The sequence below is a fragment of the Aminobacter sp. J41 genome, assembly GCF_000526635.1.
In the GTDB taxonomy this organism is placed as follows: Bacteria; Pseudomonadota; Alphaproteobacteria; order Rhizobiales; family Rhizobiaceae; genus Aerobium.
Map to the genome: position 1 here is coordinate 39,956 of NZ_JAGL01000001.1, position 15,507 is coordinate 55,462.

Sequence of the window (15,507 nt, forward strand, 5' to 3'; positions counted from 1 at the left end):
TGAACGCCCAAGTCAACAAAGTCGCGTTCAATTCTGCGGGCGCGGGAACGGCACGGGAATGCGGCGCTCCGGCGTCGGCAGGAAGGCACTCGCGGCGACCGGCGCTGTCGGGGCAATGCTGCCCTGCGCGATCATCATTCCGCCGCGACCACTATAGGTGACGGCAGCTTCCGACACCGGCTCTGGAGCCTTCAGAACCGTCTGGCATGCCTTCGGCAGCTGCGACAGCCGCATCACGTCGCGCGCACGCACCGGCGGGGTCTTCGCCGGCCGCCACGGCTCGTCAGTGAACCACCAGGCAAGCGACTTGTCGCAGCCGTCGCCGGGCGCCGTCGCCTCCTGCCGCTTGCAGCCGGGCGAGCCCGCCGGGCAGCCGATGCGGATGTGGAAGTGCGAGTCATGGCCCCAGATCGGCCGCACCTTGCGCAGCCAGGAGCGGTCGCCCGTCACCGTGTCGCACAGCTTCTTCTTGATGCCGGGATGCACCAGCACGCGCTCGACATTAGGGTAGCTCGCCGCGCGCTTGAGCAGCGCCGCATGCGCCGGCGTCCACTTGCGGTCGTCGACATAGAGCGAGTTCTTCTTGAGCAGCGAGACGAAATCCATCTTCTCGCGCTCCTCGTAAGAGAGGCGCCGGTTCGGCATCGGCAGGAACCAGACGTCCGCATCGAGGCCGAGCTGATGGGAAGCATGGCCGGAGGTCATCGGTCCGCCACGCGGCTGCGAAATGTCGCCCAGGAGCAGTCCGGGCCAGCCATCCTTGACCGCATCGCGCGAGAAGCGCTCCAGCAGTGCGATCATCTCCGGATGGCCCCAGCGCCGGTTGCGCGAAAGGCGCATCGCCTGCCAGGTCGGGCCATCGGCAGCAATCGCGATGCCGCCCTCGAAGCAGCCCTTGGAATAGGAGCCGTACACCGCTGGTTTGGTCGCGGCAGGCAGGCGCATCGCGCCGAACATATCCTTGGCGAGCGGATCGGCCTGTGCCGGAATGGCGAAGGAAAACGCGGCCAGGGCAAGGGCAGCTAGAGTTTTGACGTTTGGCAACCGCATGATCCGGCCCTCTTCAGAATGCGCCCCCACGCAGTGCTTCGAGCATGCGTCGGTATGGTTAAGCGAATCATAACCTGGCTGGTTTGTCGACCGGAACCGGACCGTCAGGAAGCGTCGCCGCGCCAGTTCCCGTCCTGCCAGAGAGCATCGAGAGCTGCACGATAATTGGGAAATTTCAGGACAAGCCCCTGCGCCTTCAGGCGCGCGTTGGAGACCCGCTTGTTCTCGCCATAGAACGAGCGCGCCATCGACGTCATTTCCGCTTCGTCGAAAGGAATTTCCGGCGGCGCTTCGACGCCCATCAGCTTTGCGGCATAGGCAACCACGTCCTGCGGCGGGCATGCCTCATCGTCGCTGACGTTGAACACCCCGCCGATGTTTCCTTCGGCCAGATGCACCGTGGTCGCGGCGATGTCGGCGACATGAATGCGGTTGAACACCTGTCCCGGCTTCACGATGCGCCGCGCCGTGCCATTGGCGAGATTGGCGAAGGCGTTGCGTCCCGGTCCGTAGATGCCAGCAAGGCGCAGCACCGCGACCGGCACCGACGCTTCCTCGCCCAGCGCCTGCCATTGCCGCTCCGCGTTGAGCCGCTCGATCGACCGCTTCGAAACCGGTCGGCATTCGGTCTCCTCATCGACCCACGCGCCGCCGTGGTCGCCATAGACGCCAACCGTCGACAGGTAGCCGATCCAGCGCAGCTTCGGCATCTTCAAAAGAATCGTCTCACGCGCGACACGCAGCACCGGATCAGCTTCACCCGGCGCGATGCTGACGACGAGGTGTGTCGTCTCGCGCAGCGCTGCCGCAAGTTCATTCGAAAGCTGGCCACCATCAAGCAGATGCGGCTCGATTCCTTGCGCCCGCAGCTTTTCGGCCTTGTCTGCCGAACGCGTCGTTCCGGCGACAGACCATCCGCGCGCAAGCGCCTCGCGAGCAATCTCCAGCCCCGAATAGCCGACGCCGAAGATGAAGAGTTTTCCGCTCAATGCCGCGTCTCCTCGCCCTGCAGCGTTGCCGCGATCTCGGCCTGAACGTCCGGATCATCGTCCTTGCGCCCTGCAATCGCCTGCGGTCCAAGCAGCTGCGCCAGCGCCCACACCGCCGCGCCCCGCACCACCGGCGCGGGATCATCGAGCAGCGCGCGCACTTGCTCCACCAGCATCACATCGCCCGAATTTCCCGCCGCGATCAGCACGTTGCGGACAAAACGGTCGCGGCCGATGCGCTTGACCGGCGAGCCGGTAAACAGCGCGCGGAACGCCGGATCGTCGAGCTCGAGCAGGTCGGCGATCTTCGGCTCCTTCAGGTCTTCGCGCGCCACAAGCTTCGCCTCAGAGGCGAGCTTTGCGAACTTGTTCCACGGGCAGGCGGCAAGGCAGTCATCGCAGCCATAGATGCGGTTGCCCATCGCCTTGCGGAATTCGTGCGGGATCGGCCCTTTATGCTCGATGGTGAGGTACGAGATGCAGCGCCGCGCATCGATCTGGTACGGCGCAGGAAAGGCATTGGTCGGACAGGCGTCGAGGCAGGCGCGGCACGAGCCGCAATGGTCACGCTCCGCTTTGTCCGCCGGCAGCTCGGCCTCCGTGAAGATCGCGCCGAGGAACAGCCAGGAGCCGAACTCGCGGCTCACCAGATTGGTATGCTTGCCCTGCCAGCCGATGCCGGCGGCAGCCGCCAGCGGCTTTTCCATCACCGGCGCGGTGTCGACGAACACCTTCACGTCCGCTCCGCTGCGCGAGGCGAATTTCTGGGCGAGCTCCTTGAGCTTGCCCTTGATGACGTCGTGATAGTCGCGGTTGCGGGCGTAGACCGAGATCGCCGCGCGGTCCTTTCGCTCCAGCAGCGCCATTGGATCGGTGTCCGGTCCATAATTCATGCCGAGCATGATGACCGAGCGCACCTCCGGCCACAGCACCTTCGGATTGCCCCGCCGCAGCATCGTCTCCGGCATCCAGTCCATGGTGCCGTGGCGGCCGAGTTCCACGAACGCGGCAAGGCGTGACGGCGCAAGCGGAATGGAATCAGGCGATGCGACCGCTATCGCATCGAAACCTAGCTTTCTTGCTTCGGTATCGAGGAAAGTCCTAAGCCGGTCCGTGGAGACTGGTTTCAGGACTGCCTCCATCAGAAATCAAGGTCTGCGTAGTGCGAGACGGGGGTAAGCCCCCTCACCCGGTCCGCCAGCAACGGCCGGAAGGACGGGCGCGACTTCATGCGCGTGTACCAGTCGCGCGCGGCTGGATAGTCGCTCCAGGTGATCTCGCCGAGATAGTCGAGCACCGACAGCGTGGCCGAAGCGGCAAGGTCGGCATAGGTCAGGCGCGAGCCTGCGAGCCAGTTGCGCGTTCCGGCCAGCCAGTTGGTGTACTTCATGTGCTGGCGCACATTGGCGCGGGCGGCACGGATCGCGCCCGAATCAGGGGCGCCGCCGCCGAATTCCGAGCCCATCACCGGCTTCAGCACGCGCTCGCGCACCAGATGACGCACCACATCGGCCTCGGTCTTGACCAGGTACCAGTCGACCAGGCGGCGGATTTCCGCGCGCGCCAGCGGGTCCTCGACGAACAGGCGCCGCTCGCGCTTCAGCACGCCGCGGGTCTCGTCGATATATTCGGCAATGACGGTCGCGCCCACGATCGGCTGGTCGCCCTCCGCCAGCAGCACCGGCAAGGTTGCGGCAGGGTTGAGCGACAAGAATTCCTTGCGGCGCAGCCACGGCTTTTCCTCGATCAGCGCCAGCTCCTCGCCATATTCCCCGAACGCGAGGCGAACGAAGCGACAGGAGGCGAACAGCGGATGATGGAACAGAGTCAGCATGGCACTTTCGGGAAAGCTCTGGCGTTTTCGAGACCTTGAGGCTAAGTCTCGGTTCCGTTCTGAGAGTGGGTCGGTATAGGCGCTTGCGTCGCTGCTGACAAGCAAGTCCCCCCTTTACGTGAAAGCTGCAACATGACCGAACAGACGATCGTAGGTGCCGCACTGCTTGGCATCCTCGAGGGCCTGACCGAGTTCATTCCCGTTTCGTCCACCGGCCACGTCCTGCTTGCCGGTCACTTTATGGGCTTTCAGTCGACGGGCAAGGCATTCGAAGTGCTGATCCAGCTCGGCGCGATCCTGGCAATCCTCACCGTCTACTTCTCGCGGCTCTGGAACATGCTGGTCACGCTCCCGAAGTCGCTCGCGACGCAGAACCTCGTGCTCGGCATCCTGATAGCCTTCCTCCCGGCCGCCGTGATAGGCGCCTTCGCCCACTCCTTCATCAAGCAAGTGCTGTTCGAGACGCCGATGCTGATCTGCATCATGCTGATCCTCGGCGGCCTCATCCTCTTGTGGGTGGACCGCTGGGCGATCAATCCGAAGTACACGGACATCACCAGGTACCCGACCTCGGTCTATTTCGGCATCGGCCTGTTTCAGTGCCTCGCCATGATCCCCGGCACCTCGCGCTCGGGCTCTACCATCGTCGGCGCGCTGCTGCTCGGGGCCGACAAGCGCTCGGCCGCCGAGTTCTCGTTCTTCCTCGCCATGCCGACCATGGCCGGCGCGTTTGCCTACGACCTCTACAAGAATCGCGACATCCTCTCGGCCGCCGACCTGCCGATCATCGCCACCGGCTTCATTTGCGCCTTTGTCGTCGCCATCCTCGTCGTGCGCCAGCTGCTCGACTTCGTGTCGAAGCGCGGCTACGCGCCGTTCGCCTGGTGGCGGCTGATTGTCGGCGTTCTTGGCCTCATCGGCCTGCTGGTCTGGGGCTAGGCTCTAGAGATCCATCAGCCCGCGCCGCAGCATCTCCAGCGCAAGCAGCGAGATGATGACGCGAAAGCCGATCTGGAACACCCGGTCCGGAATGCGGTCGAGCATCTTCGTGCCGTAGATGGTGCCGAGGAAGCCGGTGCAGATCATCGCCGCCACCAGCGGCAGCCACTGCGCAAAGGCAAAGCCCGCCACGCCGAAGACAATGAGCTTCAGCGAATGCTGCACGGTCATGCCGGCGGCAAGCGTCGCCACCAGCTGCTTCCGGTCCTTGACGATCTGGCCGAAGAACGTGCCGAGCAACGGGCCGGTGGCACCGACGAACATCGACACCAGCGCTGTAAGGCCGCTGCCGACCGCGAGGCCTGCCCCGGAAATCCTGTCGAGGCCCGGAATCTTCGTCCAGGTAATCATCAGGATGAAGCCGCCGAGCACCACCTTGAGGATCGCATCCGGCAACTGCACCACGAAAAAGGCGCCGATGATGGCGCCGATGACCGAGCCGATCAGGAACGGGCTGAAGATGTCGAAGCGGACATTGATGCGCTGATGCCAGGCGCGGCCGGTGTTCGAGCCGAGCTGCACGGCCCCGTGCACGGGGATGAGCGCCGCGACGGGCACGAACATGCCCATCAGCATCAGCATGAGCGAGCCGCCACCCACGCCGGTGGCGGCGGTCAGCGCCGAGGTGAAGAAGGAAGCAACGACCAGCAGGCCGGCAACTGCCGGCGCCATACCGTCGGGCAGGACAGTCGCAATTGCTTCCAAGCTTGCCTCAGACGGCGGTAGGCTTGCTGAACTGACCCATCGGGCGGTACTGCCAGAGATAGCCGGGCAGGATCGCGTCCATCGCCTGCGGGCGAATGCCGAGCGCCGCAAAGGTGCGGTTCTCTTGCTCGGCCTCGGCCGACACGACGTTGTCGTGGCGCAGAAGCTCGACCTGGTCGGCGGTCAGCAACGGGTTCGGCAGCAGGCCAAGGATGCGGCCCTGCAGCTTGGCGAGGCTCCACGGCAGCGAGATCAGCGCCCGCTTGCGGTTCGTGACCTCGAGGAGCTTCTCCATGCACTCCTTGAACGTAACCGTCTCCGGTCCGCCGAGCTCATAGATCTTGCCGCCCTGCAGCTCGCCATCGACGGCGCGGGCGATCACCTCGGCAACGTCGCCGACATAGACCGGCTGGAACTTCGTCTCGCCGCCACCGATCAGCGGCAGCACCGGCGACATCTTCGCGATCTTGGCGAAGCGGTTGAAGAAGCCGTCCTCCGGCCCGAAGATGATCGACGGGCGGATGATCACGGCGTTCGGAACGGTCTCAAGCACGGCCTTCTCGCCACGCGCCTTGGTGCGGGCGTAGGCGACCTTCGAGTTCGCGTCGGCACCGATCGCCGACACATGCACCAGCGAAGCGCCGGCTGCGCGGGCAGCCTCTGCGACCGCGCGGGCACCGAAGTCCTGCACGGCGTCAAAAGTCTGGCGGCCGCCTTCGAACAGGATGCCGACCAGATTGATGACGTGGTCGGCGCCCTGCACGGCGCGATCAACCGACCAGCGGACGCGGACGTTCGCCTGGACGGCCTGGATCTGGCCGACATTGCCGAGCGGCTGCAGGTGATGCGCGGTGTTGGGGTTACGGACAGCAACCCGGATGCGGTAGCCGCGGCGGGCAAGCGCTCGCACTACATGGCGTCCCAGGAAGCCGGAACCTCCGAAAACGGTAACGAGTGGGGGCACCTTAGCGACGGCGGTCATCGATGGCTCTCCGAAAGTCTGTTCTGCCGCTTCATAATCACTTCTGGATCAAAGGCAAAGGCCCAAAGGAACCCCAATCTAAGGTCATTTTCGCCAGGGTTTACCAATCCACAGCGCCCAATTTCACTTTTCCCCCGTCCCCGTGCCGTCTATGAAGGGCCGCCAACAGGGGAAGAGGGAAATCCTATGCAGTTTACGCTCCGGTTGTTGATGGCGTTAGCGGCACTCGTCATTGCGCCCGAGGTCAGTTTCGCAGCCGAAGGCCACGGCCTGCCAGGCGCCGAAATGTCGCTGATGTGGGCGCTGCCGTTTGCCGGCATCCTGTTGTGCATCGCCACCGGACCCCTGTTCTTCCCGCATGTGTGGGAGCATCACTACGGCAAGATTTCCACCGGCTGGGCAGCTGCCGTGATCGTGCCGATGATCCTGATCCACGGCTTCGGCATCTCGCTCTATTCGGTGCTGCACACGATGCTGCTCGAATACATGTCGTTCATCATCCTGCTGTTCGCGCTGTTCACGATCTCGGGCGGCATCCTGGTCGCGGGCAACATCCACGGCACGCCGCTGATGAACTCAGTGCTGCTCGTCGTCGGCGCGCTGCTCGCCTCGGTGGTCGGCACGACGGGAGCGTCGATGATCATGATTCGCCCGATCATCCGCGCCAATGACCAGCGCAAGGTCAACGCGCACGTCATCGTCTTCTTCATCTTCCTCGTCTCCAACATCGGCGGCTCGCTGACCCCGCTCGGCGATCCGCCGCTGTTCCTCGGCTTCCTGCGCGGCGTCGACTTCTTCTGGACGACCACGCACATGCTGCCGCCGGCCCTGTTCGTGAGTGGCGTCGTGCTTGCCATCTTCTTCGTGCTCGACACGATCCTGTTCCGCCGCGAGGAGGACTACATCCGCACCGCGCCCGACCCGACGCCTGACTCGCCGGTGCGTTTGCGCGGGCTCGTCAACCTGCCATTGCTGGCCGGTGTGATCGCCGCGATCCTGATGTCCGGCATGTGGTCGCCCGGCATCAGCTTCCATGTCTATGGCGTCGAGCTCGAGCTGCAGAACCTCCTGCGCGATGCGATCATCCTGGTTCTGGCGCTGATCTCGCTTGCCGTCTCGGCACAGGAATACCGCGAGGCGAACGGCTTCAACTGGGGCCCGATCCTCGAAGTGGCAAAGCTGTTCGCCGCCATCTTCGTCTGCATCATTCCGGTCATCGCCATCCTGCAGGCGGGCCTTGAAGGCGGCTTTGCGCCGCTGGTCTCGCTCGTCACCAACGCAGACGGCTCGCCCAACAACATCGCCTATTTCTGGATGACCGGCATCTTGTCGTCGTTCCTCGACAATGCGCCGACCTACCTCGTCTTCTTCGAGATGGCCGGCGGCAATCCGCAGGTGCTGATGACCACGATGGCACAGACGCTTCTCGCCATCTCGGCGGGCGCCGTCTTCATGGGCGCCAACACCTATATCGGCAACGCGCCGAACTTCATGGTCTACGCGATCGCCCGCGGCGCCGGCGTCAACATGCCGAGCTTCTTCGGCTACATGGGCTGGTCGATCTGCGTGCTGATCCCGACCTTCATTCTCGCCAGCTTCGTCTTCTTCTGACGCTGCGCGAGGGGGTTTTCGCCGGACGATTGGGGGGATAGGTTCCTCCCAATCAAACGAAAGGCTCTGCAATGTCAGCAATTCAACCTGTCCTTGATCGCATTGACGCCGACCTCGACGCCAGCCTTGAACGGCTGTTTTCGCTCCTGCGAATTCCCTCGATCTCGACTGATCAGGCCTATGCAAAGGACGTGCGACGCGCAGCCGAGTGGCTGGTGAACGACCTCAAGTCGATCGGCTTCGAGGCAAGCGTGCGCGAAACCGAAGGCCACCCGATGGTCGTTGCCCATCACGACGGTCCGGCCGGTGCCCCGCACCTTCTCTTCTACGGCCACTACGACGTGCAGCCGGTCGATCCACTGAGCCTGTGGGAAGACGATCCGTTCGACCCGAAGCTCAAGGAGATCGAGCCGGGCCGCAAGATCATCACCGGCCGCGGCTCTTCGGACGACAAGGGCCAGCTGATGCTGTTCGTCGAGGCCTGCCGCGCCTGGAAGGCGGTGCATGGCAGCCTGCCCTGCAAGATCACCCTGCTGTTCGAAGGCGAGGAAGAGACCGGCTCGCCGTCGCTGAAGCCGTTCCTCGAAGCCCACAAGGACGAGCTCAAGGCCGACTTCGCCCTCGTCTGCGACACCAGCATGTGGGACCGCGAAACGCCGGCCATCAGCGTCGGCCTGCGCGGCCTCGTCGGTGAGGAAGTCACCATCCACGCCGCGAACCGCGACCTGCACTCAGGCCACTATGGCGGTGCCGCCGCCAATCCGATCCGCATTTTGTCGAAGATCCTTGCAGACATTCACGACGAGAACGGCCGCGTCACCATCCCGGGCTTCTATGACGGCGTCGAGGAAACCCCGTCGCAGGTGAAGGCGTCGTGGGATGCGCTGAACCTCACCCCCGAAAAATTCCTCGGCGAGATCGGCCTGTCGATCCCGTCGGGCGAAAAGGACCGTTCGCTGCTCGAACTGCTCTGGGCGCGCCCGACCGCCGAGTTCAACGGCATTTCCGGCGGCTACGAAGGCGAAGGCTTCAAGACTGTGATCGCCGCCAAGGCGAGCGCCAAGATCTCGTTCCGCCTCGTGCACAAGCAGGACCCGGAGAAGATCCGCGCTTCCTTCCGCGCCTTCGTCGAGGAGCGCCTGCCGGCCGACTGCAAGGCGACCTTCTCCAAGCACGGCGGCTCGCCGGCTATCCAGCTCTCCTACGACTCGCCGCTCGTCACCCGTGCGAAGACCGCGCTGTCGGAAGAGTGGAACAAGCAGGCGCTGACCATCGCCATGGGCGGCTCGATCCCGATCGTCGGCGACTTCCAGCGGCTGCTTGGCATGGAATCGCTGCTCGTCGGCTTCGCGCAGGACGACGACCGCATCCATTCGCCGAACGAGAAATACGAGCTGTCCTCCTTCCACAAGGGACAGAGAAGCTGGGCGCGCATCCTCGCAGCGCTCACCGCATGAAGGGGCTTTGAGTGACTATTCGCTTCCACAAGAACGACCTGCCGGATCTGTCGAACTACAATGTCGACGCGATCGCGATCGACACCGAGACGCTGGGTCTCAACCCGCATCGCGACCGGCTCTGCGTCGTGCAGATCTCGCCCGGTGACGGCACCGCCGACGTGATCCAGATCGACGCCGGCCAGAAGCGGGCGCCGAACCTGGTGTCGCTGCTGAAGAACCGGAAGATCACCAAGCTCTTCCACTACGGCCGCTTCGACATCGCGGTGCTCTACCAGACCTTCGGCGTCATGGCTGAGCCGGTGTTCTGCACCAAGATCGCCTCGCGTCTGGTGCGCACCTACACCGACCGGCACGGCCTCAAGGATCTCTGCAACGAGCTTCTCGGCGTCAGCCTCTCAAAGCAGCAGCAGTCATCTGATTGGGCTGCCGAGACCCTGTCGCCGGAGCAGCTGGAATATGCGGCATCCGACGTCCTTTACCTGCACCGCCTGCGCGAGAAGCTGATCTACCGGCTCGAGCGCGACGGCCGGATGAAGGAAGCCGAAGCCTGCTTCCGGTTCCTTCCGACTCGCGCCAAGCTCGATCTGATGGGCTGGGACGAGCAGGACATCTTCGCCCACTCGTAAGCGACCTTACACGGCTGGGCTGCCCGCAAGCTTCGTCCTTGCCGGGGCCCGGTCGATGTAGGCCCAGGCCGGCCGTTCGAACAGGAAGCGGCCCCAGCCGATCCGCTGGATCAGCAGGTAGAGCACCACCGGGCCAACCACACCCGCAATCGTCACCAGCAGCGAGATCGTGCCGACATCGGTGATGATGCCGGTCTTGGTCAGCACCACGCGCGCCGTCGCCATCGGCAGGAAGAAGGCGAGGTAGACGACGATCGAGTGCTCGCCGAGCCAGCTCAGCCATCCCGTCCAGCGCGACCCGGCAACCAGCGACGAGACGGTGACAATCGCCATCGCACCCGCCGCACCCAGCACCAGCGAAATCAGCGGCAGCGTCGCCAGTCCCGGCTCGCCTTCTGCGGGCCCCAGCGGCTGCACCGCGAAGGCCAGCCACTCCGGCACAGGCATCGAAACGAACCAGGCATTGATGAGCGCCCAGACTGCAAGCCCCGCAAGGCTTGCCCCGCGATGCTCCGCCACCCAGTCGGCCAGTACGAAGATGCGGCTGGCAAGCGCGTAGCCTGCGAAGAAGTAGACGTAGCGGGCGCAGAACTCGTCGAACAGCATCCACCCGGTGTGGATCGGCAGCATCTCCAGGACCGCGGCCCACAGCAGCACGAACCAGACCGGCAGCCCCTTCACCAGCCGGGTGAAGATGAAGAAGATCGGCAGCATGTAGATGAACCACAACGTGCCGAACGGCTGGATGAACGAATAAAGGTACTGGACGATCGGTGCAGAAAGCCCCTCCTCCATCGCCATGCCCGGCGCCTTGAAGGCGAACTGGATCGTCAGCCACAGAATGTAGAAGTAGAGGAAGTGCACGACCTTGCGGTCAATGTAGCGCAACCACGGCCGGTCGATCACAAGGCCGAGGAACAGGCCGGAGATCAGGAAGAAGTCCGGCATGCGGAACGGCCGCGCGAAGGCGACCACGTCGTGCATCCAGCCGGTCTCATCGAGCGCGAGCCCGACGCCCAGCGTCGAATGCATCATGACGACGAAGATGATGCAGATGCCCTTGGCGGTATCGACCCAGCCAACCCGTGATGTCGCCATAGCGATCCCCACCCTGTTCTGGCGTTGCTTGCCATGACTGTAGGGAAGAAGCGAAACGGAACAGTTAAGCGGCGAGGTTTATGAAGTTTTACGCCCGCACGACCTTGAGCGCCTTGTCGAACACGGTCAGGACGCGTTCGAGCTCGTGGCCGCGCTTGAGAATGAGCCCGCTTGCGGCCACCACCGAATAGGCGCCCTGCTTACGCGCCAGCGCCGGCGTCTTCACGATCCGATACAGGGGAACTTCGCTGGTGCGCCGGTAGATGGAAAATACGGCGCGGTCACGCAGGTGGTCGATGGCGTAGTCGCGCCATTCGCCTGCTCCGACCATTTCGCTGTAGATCCTCAGGATCCGATCCAGTTCTCGCCGGTGAAAGGTTACCGGTAGATCGTCCTTCTCACGCCGTACCTCGTTGAGAGGTATCACTATTGCGGAATCGTCCCTATCCTCCGCTCCCGCACCGTGATTGCTCATGCGTCAGCCTTTCAAAGACAGTTACAGCCGAACCGTCGCCCTTAAGAACCAGAATTGCAAGCCACAAAAACCCGGGTTGTTCCGTTGAAGTTTGAAAAGTTCAGATCACAAACCGGTATCATTTGTTTTCATAGGTGATGGCTTGCCTCATTTCTGCCATACTTTACACAAGTTGCCGCCCCAATCTAAAACGAACATGCAATTGTTGCCTGAGACGGTTCGATCCGGCCTGGCTCTGTAACCCCAAGCCCCCCGCCCACGGGGCCAACGTCGGATCGAACCAACTCCGGAAATTGCTCCGCCAGTCCGGGCAACATTGATCCCACAGCAGACACCCCTACCGGCGCTGAGCTTTTCGGTGCCGGTTTTGTATGTCTGGAGGTCTGAAAGCTTACCAGCTTTCCTGGCGCTGGACGATCGCGGCGCCGATCACCGGCCCCGGCAATCCACCTTCCTTCATCGACTGCAGGAGTACTGCACAGCCGCCCGCCGCCTTGCGGGAAATCTCGCTCATCGGCAATTCGAGGCGCGTCGCCTTGCCGTGCCACTTGCCGGCCGAGTGGAAGCCGTTCACGGAATTCAGATAGGTGAAGCTGCGGCCGGTGTTCTTGCCGCGCTCGATCTTCACCTGCGTCGCGCGGTCGAAATAGACCAGCACGACATGGGCGTCGCCCTTCCAGTTCTCGGCCTCGCCTGTCTCGATCACCAGCGAGTCGCCGCTGTAGGAGACGCTGACGTCGACAATCATGCCCTCGTTGGTGCCCGCCATACGGTTGATGGCGCCGTCGACCTTGTCGCGCTTGGCTCCGTTGACTTCCTGCCGGCCGTTGACGATCGCCTGGGGGGTGTAGACGCTGCGGGTGCCGAAGGCGCGATTATACTGCTGCTGGCGCTGCGTGTTGTCGGCATTGGCCAGCGTATCGCGCCAGCCGAGATAGTCCCAGTAGTCGACGTGATAGGACAGAGCGACGACATCGCCTTCCAGTGCCAGCTGCGACAGATATTCGTCGGCCGGCGGGCACGAATTGCAACCCTGGCTGGTGAACAGTTCCACGACCCCTTTGGGTCGCTTCACGGGCTCTGCGGCAGAGGCGGATGACAAGGCAAAACCAAGCGTCGCCGCAACCAGGGTGAGGACTTTCATAGACAACGATTTATCCGAGCAGGGTGAAGACGCAAAACGCCGTTCTTTCTTTAGCCAGACTAGGCACAGGCCGCATCACCGGAAAGTCACGTTGCGGTGAAAATCTTGGTCCACAGCCCCTTTCCCGCGCGCATTTGCGCGAGAAAGTCGGCCATGGCCGCTTACGTCACGTTCGCGTGTGAGCCTGCCGCCGGTGCAACCCGACTCAGGCGAGGTTGTAGAAATCCTGGATGATCTTCCAGGCTTCCTCGGCGGTGTCGACGAAGTCGATGATGTTCTCGTCGCCCGGCGACACGGTGCCCTGCTCGACCAGGTAGTCGATGTTGACCGCCTTGCTCCAGAACTCCTTGCCGAACAGCAGCACCGGCACGCGCTCCATGCGCCCCGTCTGGATCAGCGTCAGCGTCTCGAACATCTCGTCCATGGTGCCGAAGCCGCCAGGGAAGATCGCCACCGCCTTTGCGCGCATAACGAAATGCATCTTGCGGATCGCGAAATAGTGGAAGTTGAAGCAAAGCTCCGGCGTCACATACTCGTTCGGCGCCTGCTCGTGCGGCAGCACGATGTTGAGGCCGATGGTCGGCGCGCCGACGTCGTTGGCGCCGCGGTTGCCGGCTTCCATCACGCCGGGACCGCCGCCGGTGACGACGACGAACTCGCGGTAATAGGTCTTCGCCGACTCTTCCGAGCAAAGCCGCGCGAAGCGGCGCGCCTCGTCATAGTACTTGGCGTTGGCGAGCAGGTTCTTCTGCTGCGTCTCGTTCTTGGCGGCCCATGCCTCGCCGCCGGGCTCGGGAATACGGGCGCCGCCGAACAGCACCACCGTCGAGCGGATGCCGCGTTCGGAGAGCAGCATGTCGGGCTTGAGCAGCTCGAGCTGGAGACGAACAGGACGCAGCTCGCGCCGCGTCATGAAGTCCTCGTCGTCCCAGGCGAGGCGATAGGCCGGCGCGCGCGTCTGCGGCGTATCGGGGACAGCCTTTGCGCGACCCAGGTCCTCGTCGGAGTGAGGCAGTGGCGTCCAGCCGGTTTTATCTTCCGGATTCATGTGCTTATCGTCCCGTTGATGTTTGCCGCCGCGCGGACGGTGCGTGATTGACCCCTTAGCATGCTTCGCCTATTTTCCGCGCCGGCCTGAGGGATCCCTTCTGAATCATCTTGCTGGCCGTCAGCCTTAACAGCGCCCAATGGAGCAATACAATGACCAAGCCGGATCTCGTATCCTTGGAGAGGACCATCGTGCAGGCCTTCGACGAGCGGGATGCGGTGAACACCTCAACCCGCGGTGAAGTTCGCGATGCCGTCGAGGCCGCGCTCGAGCTTCTCGACAAGGGCCAGGTCCGCGTCGCCGAACGCAACGATGATGGCGCATGGGTGGTCAACGAGTGGTTGAAGAAGGCGGTCCTTCTCTCGTTCCGCCTCAACCCGATGGAAGTCATCAAGGGCGGTCCCGGCGACGCCGTGTGGTGGGACAAGGTCGCGTCGAAGTTCGACGGCTGGTCCGCCAACGAGTTTGAGCGCGCCGGCTTCCGCGCCGTTCCAGGCTCCATCGTGCGCCGTTCGGCCTTCATCGCGCCGGGCGCGATCCTGATGCCGTCCTTCGTCAATCTTGGCGCTTATGTCGGCGAAGGCACTATGGTCGACACCTGGGCGACCGTCGGCTCCTGCGCGCAGATCGGCAAGAACGTGCACCTGTCGGGCGGCGTCGGCATCGGCGGCGTGCTTGAGCCGCTCCAGGCCGGCCCGGTCGTCATCGAGGACAACTGCTTCATCGGCGCGCGCTCGGAAGTCGTCGAGGGCTGCATCATCCGCGAGGGCGCTGTGCTCGGCATGGGCGTCTTCATCGGCAAGTCGACCAAGATCGTCGACCGCGAGACGGGCGAGATCTTCTACGGCGAAGTTCCGCCGTACTCCGTCGTCGTCGCCGGCACCATGCCGGGCAAGCCGATGGGCAATGGCGAGCCAGGCCCGAACCTCTACTGCGCCGTGATCGTCAAGCGCGTGGACGAGAAGACCCGCTCGAAGACCTCGATCAACGACCTCCTGCGGGATTGATCGGCGGGCTTCCAGCCACCATCTGACCACGAGACAGACAGCGGAGCCGAATTTTGGCGAGCAACCAGATTTTTTGGCTCTTTTTCAGCTTTTCCGGCCGGGTAAGCCGCGCGGCCTATTTCCTGGCCGGAATGCTGATGATGATCATCGTGGTTTTCCTGGTCTATCGCGTGACCCTCGCCCAGCAGGCCGGTGTGAGCAGCGCCGGCTGGGATACCGCCCTCGTCGTCGCCCTGTTCGCGTCTCTCTGGACGCAGGCGGCGCTCGGGGCCAAGCGCCTGCACGACCTTGGCAAGCCTGGCGTCTACGCGGCTCTCCTCTTTGTGCCGCTCTTCAATTTCCTCGTCTTCGTCGCGCTCTGCCTGATGCCGGGAACACCGGGCGCAAACCAGTTCGGCCGCTACACCAACGCGCCGAAATAGCCTCTGGCCCAGCAACTGGACCGGCCGGTCCATGATGACATGCCGCCGCGATTGGAC

At 63.6% G+C, this 15,507-nt stretch carries 16 protein-coding genes; 6 read left to right on the forward strand and 10 right to left on the reverse strand.

Annotated elements, in window-relative coordinates; all coding sequences use genetic code 11:
- Positions 1 to 27: 27 nt before the first annotated feature.
- The 4 genes from mepA to L630_RS0100225 all read right to left on the reverse strand — a co-directional run bounded on the left by mepA (position 28) and on the right by L630_RS0100225 (position 3,873).
- Positions 28 to 1,050 (reverse strand): penicillin-insensitive murein endopeptidase, encoded by a 1,023-nt coding sequence (mepA, locus tag L630_RS0100210; RefSeq protein ID WP_024846272.1) that lies wholly within the window; start codon positions 1,048 to 1,050, stop codon positions 28 to 30.
- Positions 1,051 to 1,154: 104 nt separating this feature from the next.
- A complete protein-coding gene (locus L630_RS0100215) occupies positions 1,155 to 2,039 on the reverse strand; it encodes an SDR family oxidoreductase (protein ID WP_024846273.1) in 885 nt (294 codons plus the stop codon).
- Complete coding sequence (queG, locus tag L630_RS0100220; protein ID WP_034329048.1) at positions 2,036 to 3,181, reverse strand: tRNA epoxyqueuosine(34) reductase QueG; 1,146 nt, start codon at positions 3,179 to 3,181, stop codon at positions 2,036 to 2,038. The genes L630_RS0100215 and queG overlap by 4 nt, the downstream gene beginning before the upstream one ends.
- Positions 3,181 to 3,873, reverse strand: a complete 693-nt coding sequence (locus L630_RS0100225) for a glutathione S-transferase family protein (RefSeq protein ID WP_024846275.1) — start codon at positions 3,871 to 3,873, stop codon at positions 3,181 to 3,183. Before L630_RS0100225 ends, queG begins: the two co-directional genes overlap by 1 nt.
- Positions 3,874 to 4,005: 132 nt before the next feature.
- Here L630_RS0100225 and L630_RS0100230 point away from each other — a divergent pair, with 132 nt between their 5' ends.
- On the forward strand, positions 4,006 to 4,812 hold the full coding sequence (locus L630_RS0100230) for an undecaprenyl-diphosphate phosphatase (RefSeq protein ID WP_024846276.1): 807 nt from the start codon (positions 4,006 to 4,008) through the stop codon (positions 4,810 to 4,812).
- 3 nt (positions 4,813 to 4,815) lie between these two features.
- On the opposite strand, the gene L630_RS0100235 is transcribed toward L630_RS0100230, so the two are convergent.
- Together L630_RS0100235 and L630_RS0100240 are read right to left on the reverse strand one after the other, a co-directional pair.
- Complete coding sequence (locus L630_RS0100235; RefSeq protein WP_024846277.1) at positions 4,816 to 5,577, reverse strand: sulfite exporter TauE/SafE family protein; 762 nt, start codon at positions 5,575 to 5,577, stop codon at positions 4,816 to 4,818.
- A 7-nt stretch (positions 5,578 to 5,584) separates the two neighbouring features.
- Positions 5,585 to 6,559, reverse strand: coding sequence for a complex I NDUFA9 subunit family protein (locus L630_RS0100240; protein ID WP_024846278.1), 975 nt, complete (start codon positions 6,557 to 6,559; stop codon positions 5,585 to 5,587).
- Between the two features lie 186 nt (positions 6,560 to 6,745).
- Here L630_RS0100240 and L630_RS0100245 point away from each other — a divergent pair, with 186 nt between their 5' ends.
- The 3 genes from L630_RS0100245 (at position 6,746) to L630_RS0100255 (ending at position 10,256) form a co-directional block, all read left to right on the forward strand.
- Positions 6,746 to 8,170, forward strand: a complete 1,425-nt coding sequence (locus L630_RS0100245; RefSeq protein ID WP_024846279.1) for a sodium:proton antiporter — start codon at positions 6,746 to 6,748, stop codon at positions 8,168 to 8,170.
- Positions 8,171 to 8,241: 71 nt separating this feature from the next.
- Positions 8,242 to 9,627, forward strand: a complete 1,386-nt coding sequence (locus L630_RS0100250; protein ID WP_024846280.1) for a dipeptidase — start codon at positions 8,242 to 8,244, stop codon at positions 9,625 to 9,627.
- Between the two features lie 11 nt (positions 9,628 to 9,638).
- On the forward strand, positions 9,639 to 10,256 hold the full coding sequence (locus tag L630_RS0100255; protein ID WP_024846281.1) for a ribonuclease D: 618 nt from the start codon (positions 9,639 to 9,641) through the stop codon (positions 10,254 to 10,256).
- Positions 10,257 to 10,262: 6 nt separating this feature from the next.
- Here the strand turns inward: L630_RS0100255 and L630_RS0100260 are convergent, their stop codons facing one another.
- The 4 genes from L630_RS0100260 to L630_RS0100275 form a co-directional block, all read right to left on the reverse strand.
- Positions 10,263 to 11,354, reverse strand: coding sequence for an acyltransferase family protein (locus L630_RS0100260; RefSeq protein WP_024846282.1), 1,092 nt, complete (start codon positions 11,352 to 11,354; stop codon positions 10,263 to 10,265).
- Between the two features lie 88 nt (positions 11,355 to 11,442).
- Positions 11,443 to 11,829, reverse strand: coding sequence for a DUF2794 domain-containing protein (locus tag L630_RS0100265; protein WP_024846283.1), 387 nt, complete (start codon positions 11,827 to 11,829; stop codon positions 11,443 to 11,445).
- 391 nt (positions 11,830 to 12,220) lie between these two features.
- Positions 12,221 to 12,904 carry a DUF1223 domain-containing protein gene (locus L630_RS0100270; RefSeq protein ID WP_245263620.1) on the reverse strand — a complete coding sequence of 228 codons (684 nt, stop codon included), beginning with the start codon at positions 12,902 to 12,904 and terminating at the stop codon, positions 12,221 to 12,223.
- 274 nt (positions 12,905 to 13,178) lie between these two features.
- Positions 13,179 to 14,021: an LOG family protein gene (locus tag L630_RS0100275; RefSeq protein ID WP_024846285.1), complete on the reverse strand. Its 843-nt coding sequence runs from the start codon at positions 14,019 to 14,021 to the stop codon at positions 13,179 to 13,181.
- A gap of 152 nt (positions 14,022 to 14,173) precedes the next feature.
- On the opposite strand from L630_RS0100275, the gene dapD reads away from it, so the two are divergent.
- A complete protein-coding gene (gene dapD / locus L630_RS0100280; RefSeq protein WP_024846286.1) occupies positions 14,174 to 15,028 on the forward strand; it encodes a 2,3,4,5-tetrahydropyridine-2,6-dicarboxylate N-succinyltransferase in 855 nt (284 codons plus the stop codon).
- A gap of 53 nt (positions 15,029 to 15,081) precedes the next feature.
- Entirely contained in the window at positions 15,082 to 15,450 is a 369-nt protein-coding gene (locus L630_RS0100285) for a DUF805 domain-containing protein (RefSeq protein WP_348601273.1), read from the forward strand.
- Positions 15,451 to 15,507: the final 57 nt, after the last annotated feature.

Coding starts and splice junctions, on each gene's coding strand:
- L630_RS0100240 (WP_024846278.1), bottom strand. CDS start 6,559: ATGACCGCCGTCGCTAAGGTGCCCCCACTCGTTACCGTTTTCGGAGGT.
- L630_RS0100230 (WP_024846276.1), top strand. CDS start 4,006: ATGACCGAACAGACGATCGTAGGTGCCGCACTGCTTGGCATCCTCGAG.
- mepA (WP_024846272.1), bottom strand. CDS start 1,050: ATGCGGTTGCCAAACGTCAAAACTCTAGCTGCCCTTGCCCTGGCCGCG.
- L630_RS0100250 (WP_024846280.1), top strand. CDS start 8,242: ATGTCAGCAATTCAACCTGTCCTTGATCGCATTGACGCCGACCTCGAC.
- queG (WP_034329048.1), bottom strand. CDS start 3,181: ATGGAGGCAGTCCTGAAACCAGTCTCCACGGACCGGCTTAGGACTTTC.
- L630_RS0100265 (WP_024846283.1), bottom strand. CDS start 11,829: ATGAGCAATCACGGTGCGGGAGCGGAGGATAGGGACGATTCCGCAATA.
- L630_RS0100225 (WP_024846275.1), bottom strand. CDS start 3,873: ATGCTGACTCTGTTCCATCATCCGCTGTTCGCCTCCTGTCGCTTCGTT.
- L630_RS0100245 (WP_024846279.1), top strand. CDS start 6,746: ATGCAGTTTACGCTCCGGTTGTTGATGGCGTTAGCGGCACTCGTCATT.
- L630_RS0100260 (WP_024846282.1), bottom strand. CDS start 11,354: ATGGCGACATCACGGGTTGGCTGGGTCGATACCGCCAAGGGCATCTGC.
- dapD (WP_024846286.1), top strand. CDS start 14,174: ATGACCAAGCCGGATCTCGTATCCTTGGAGAGGACCATCGTGCAGGCC.
- L630_RS0100275 (WP_024846285.1), bottom strand. CDS start 14,021: ATGAATCCGGAAGATAAAACCGGCTGGACGCCACTGCCTCACTCCGAC.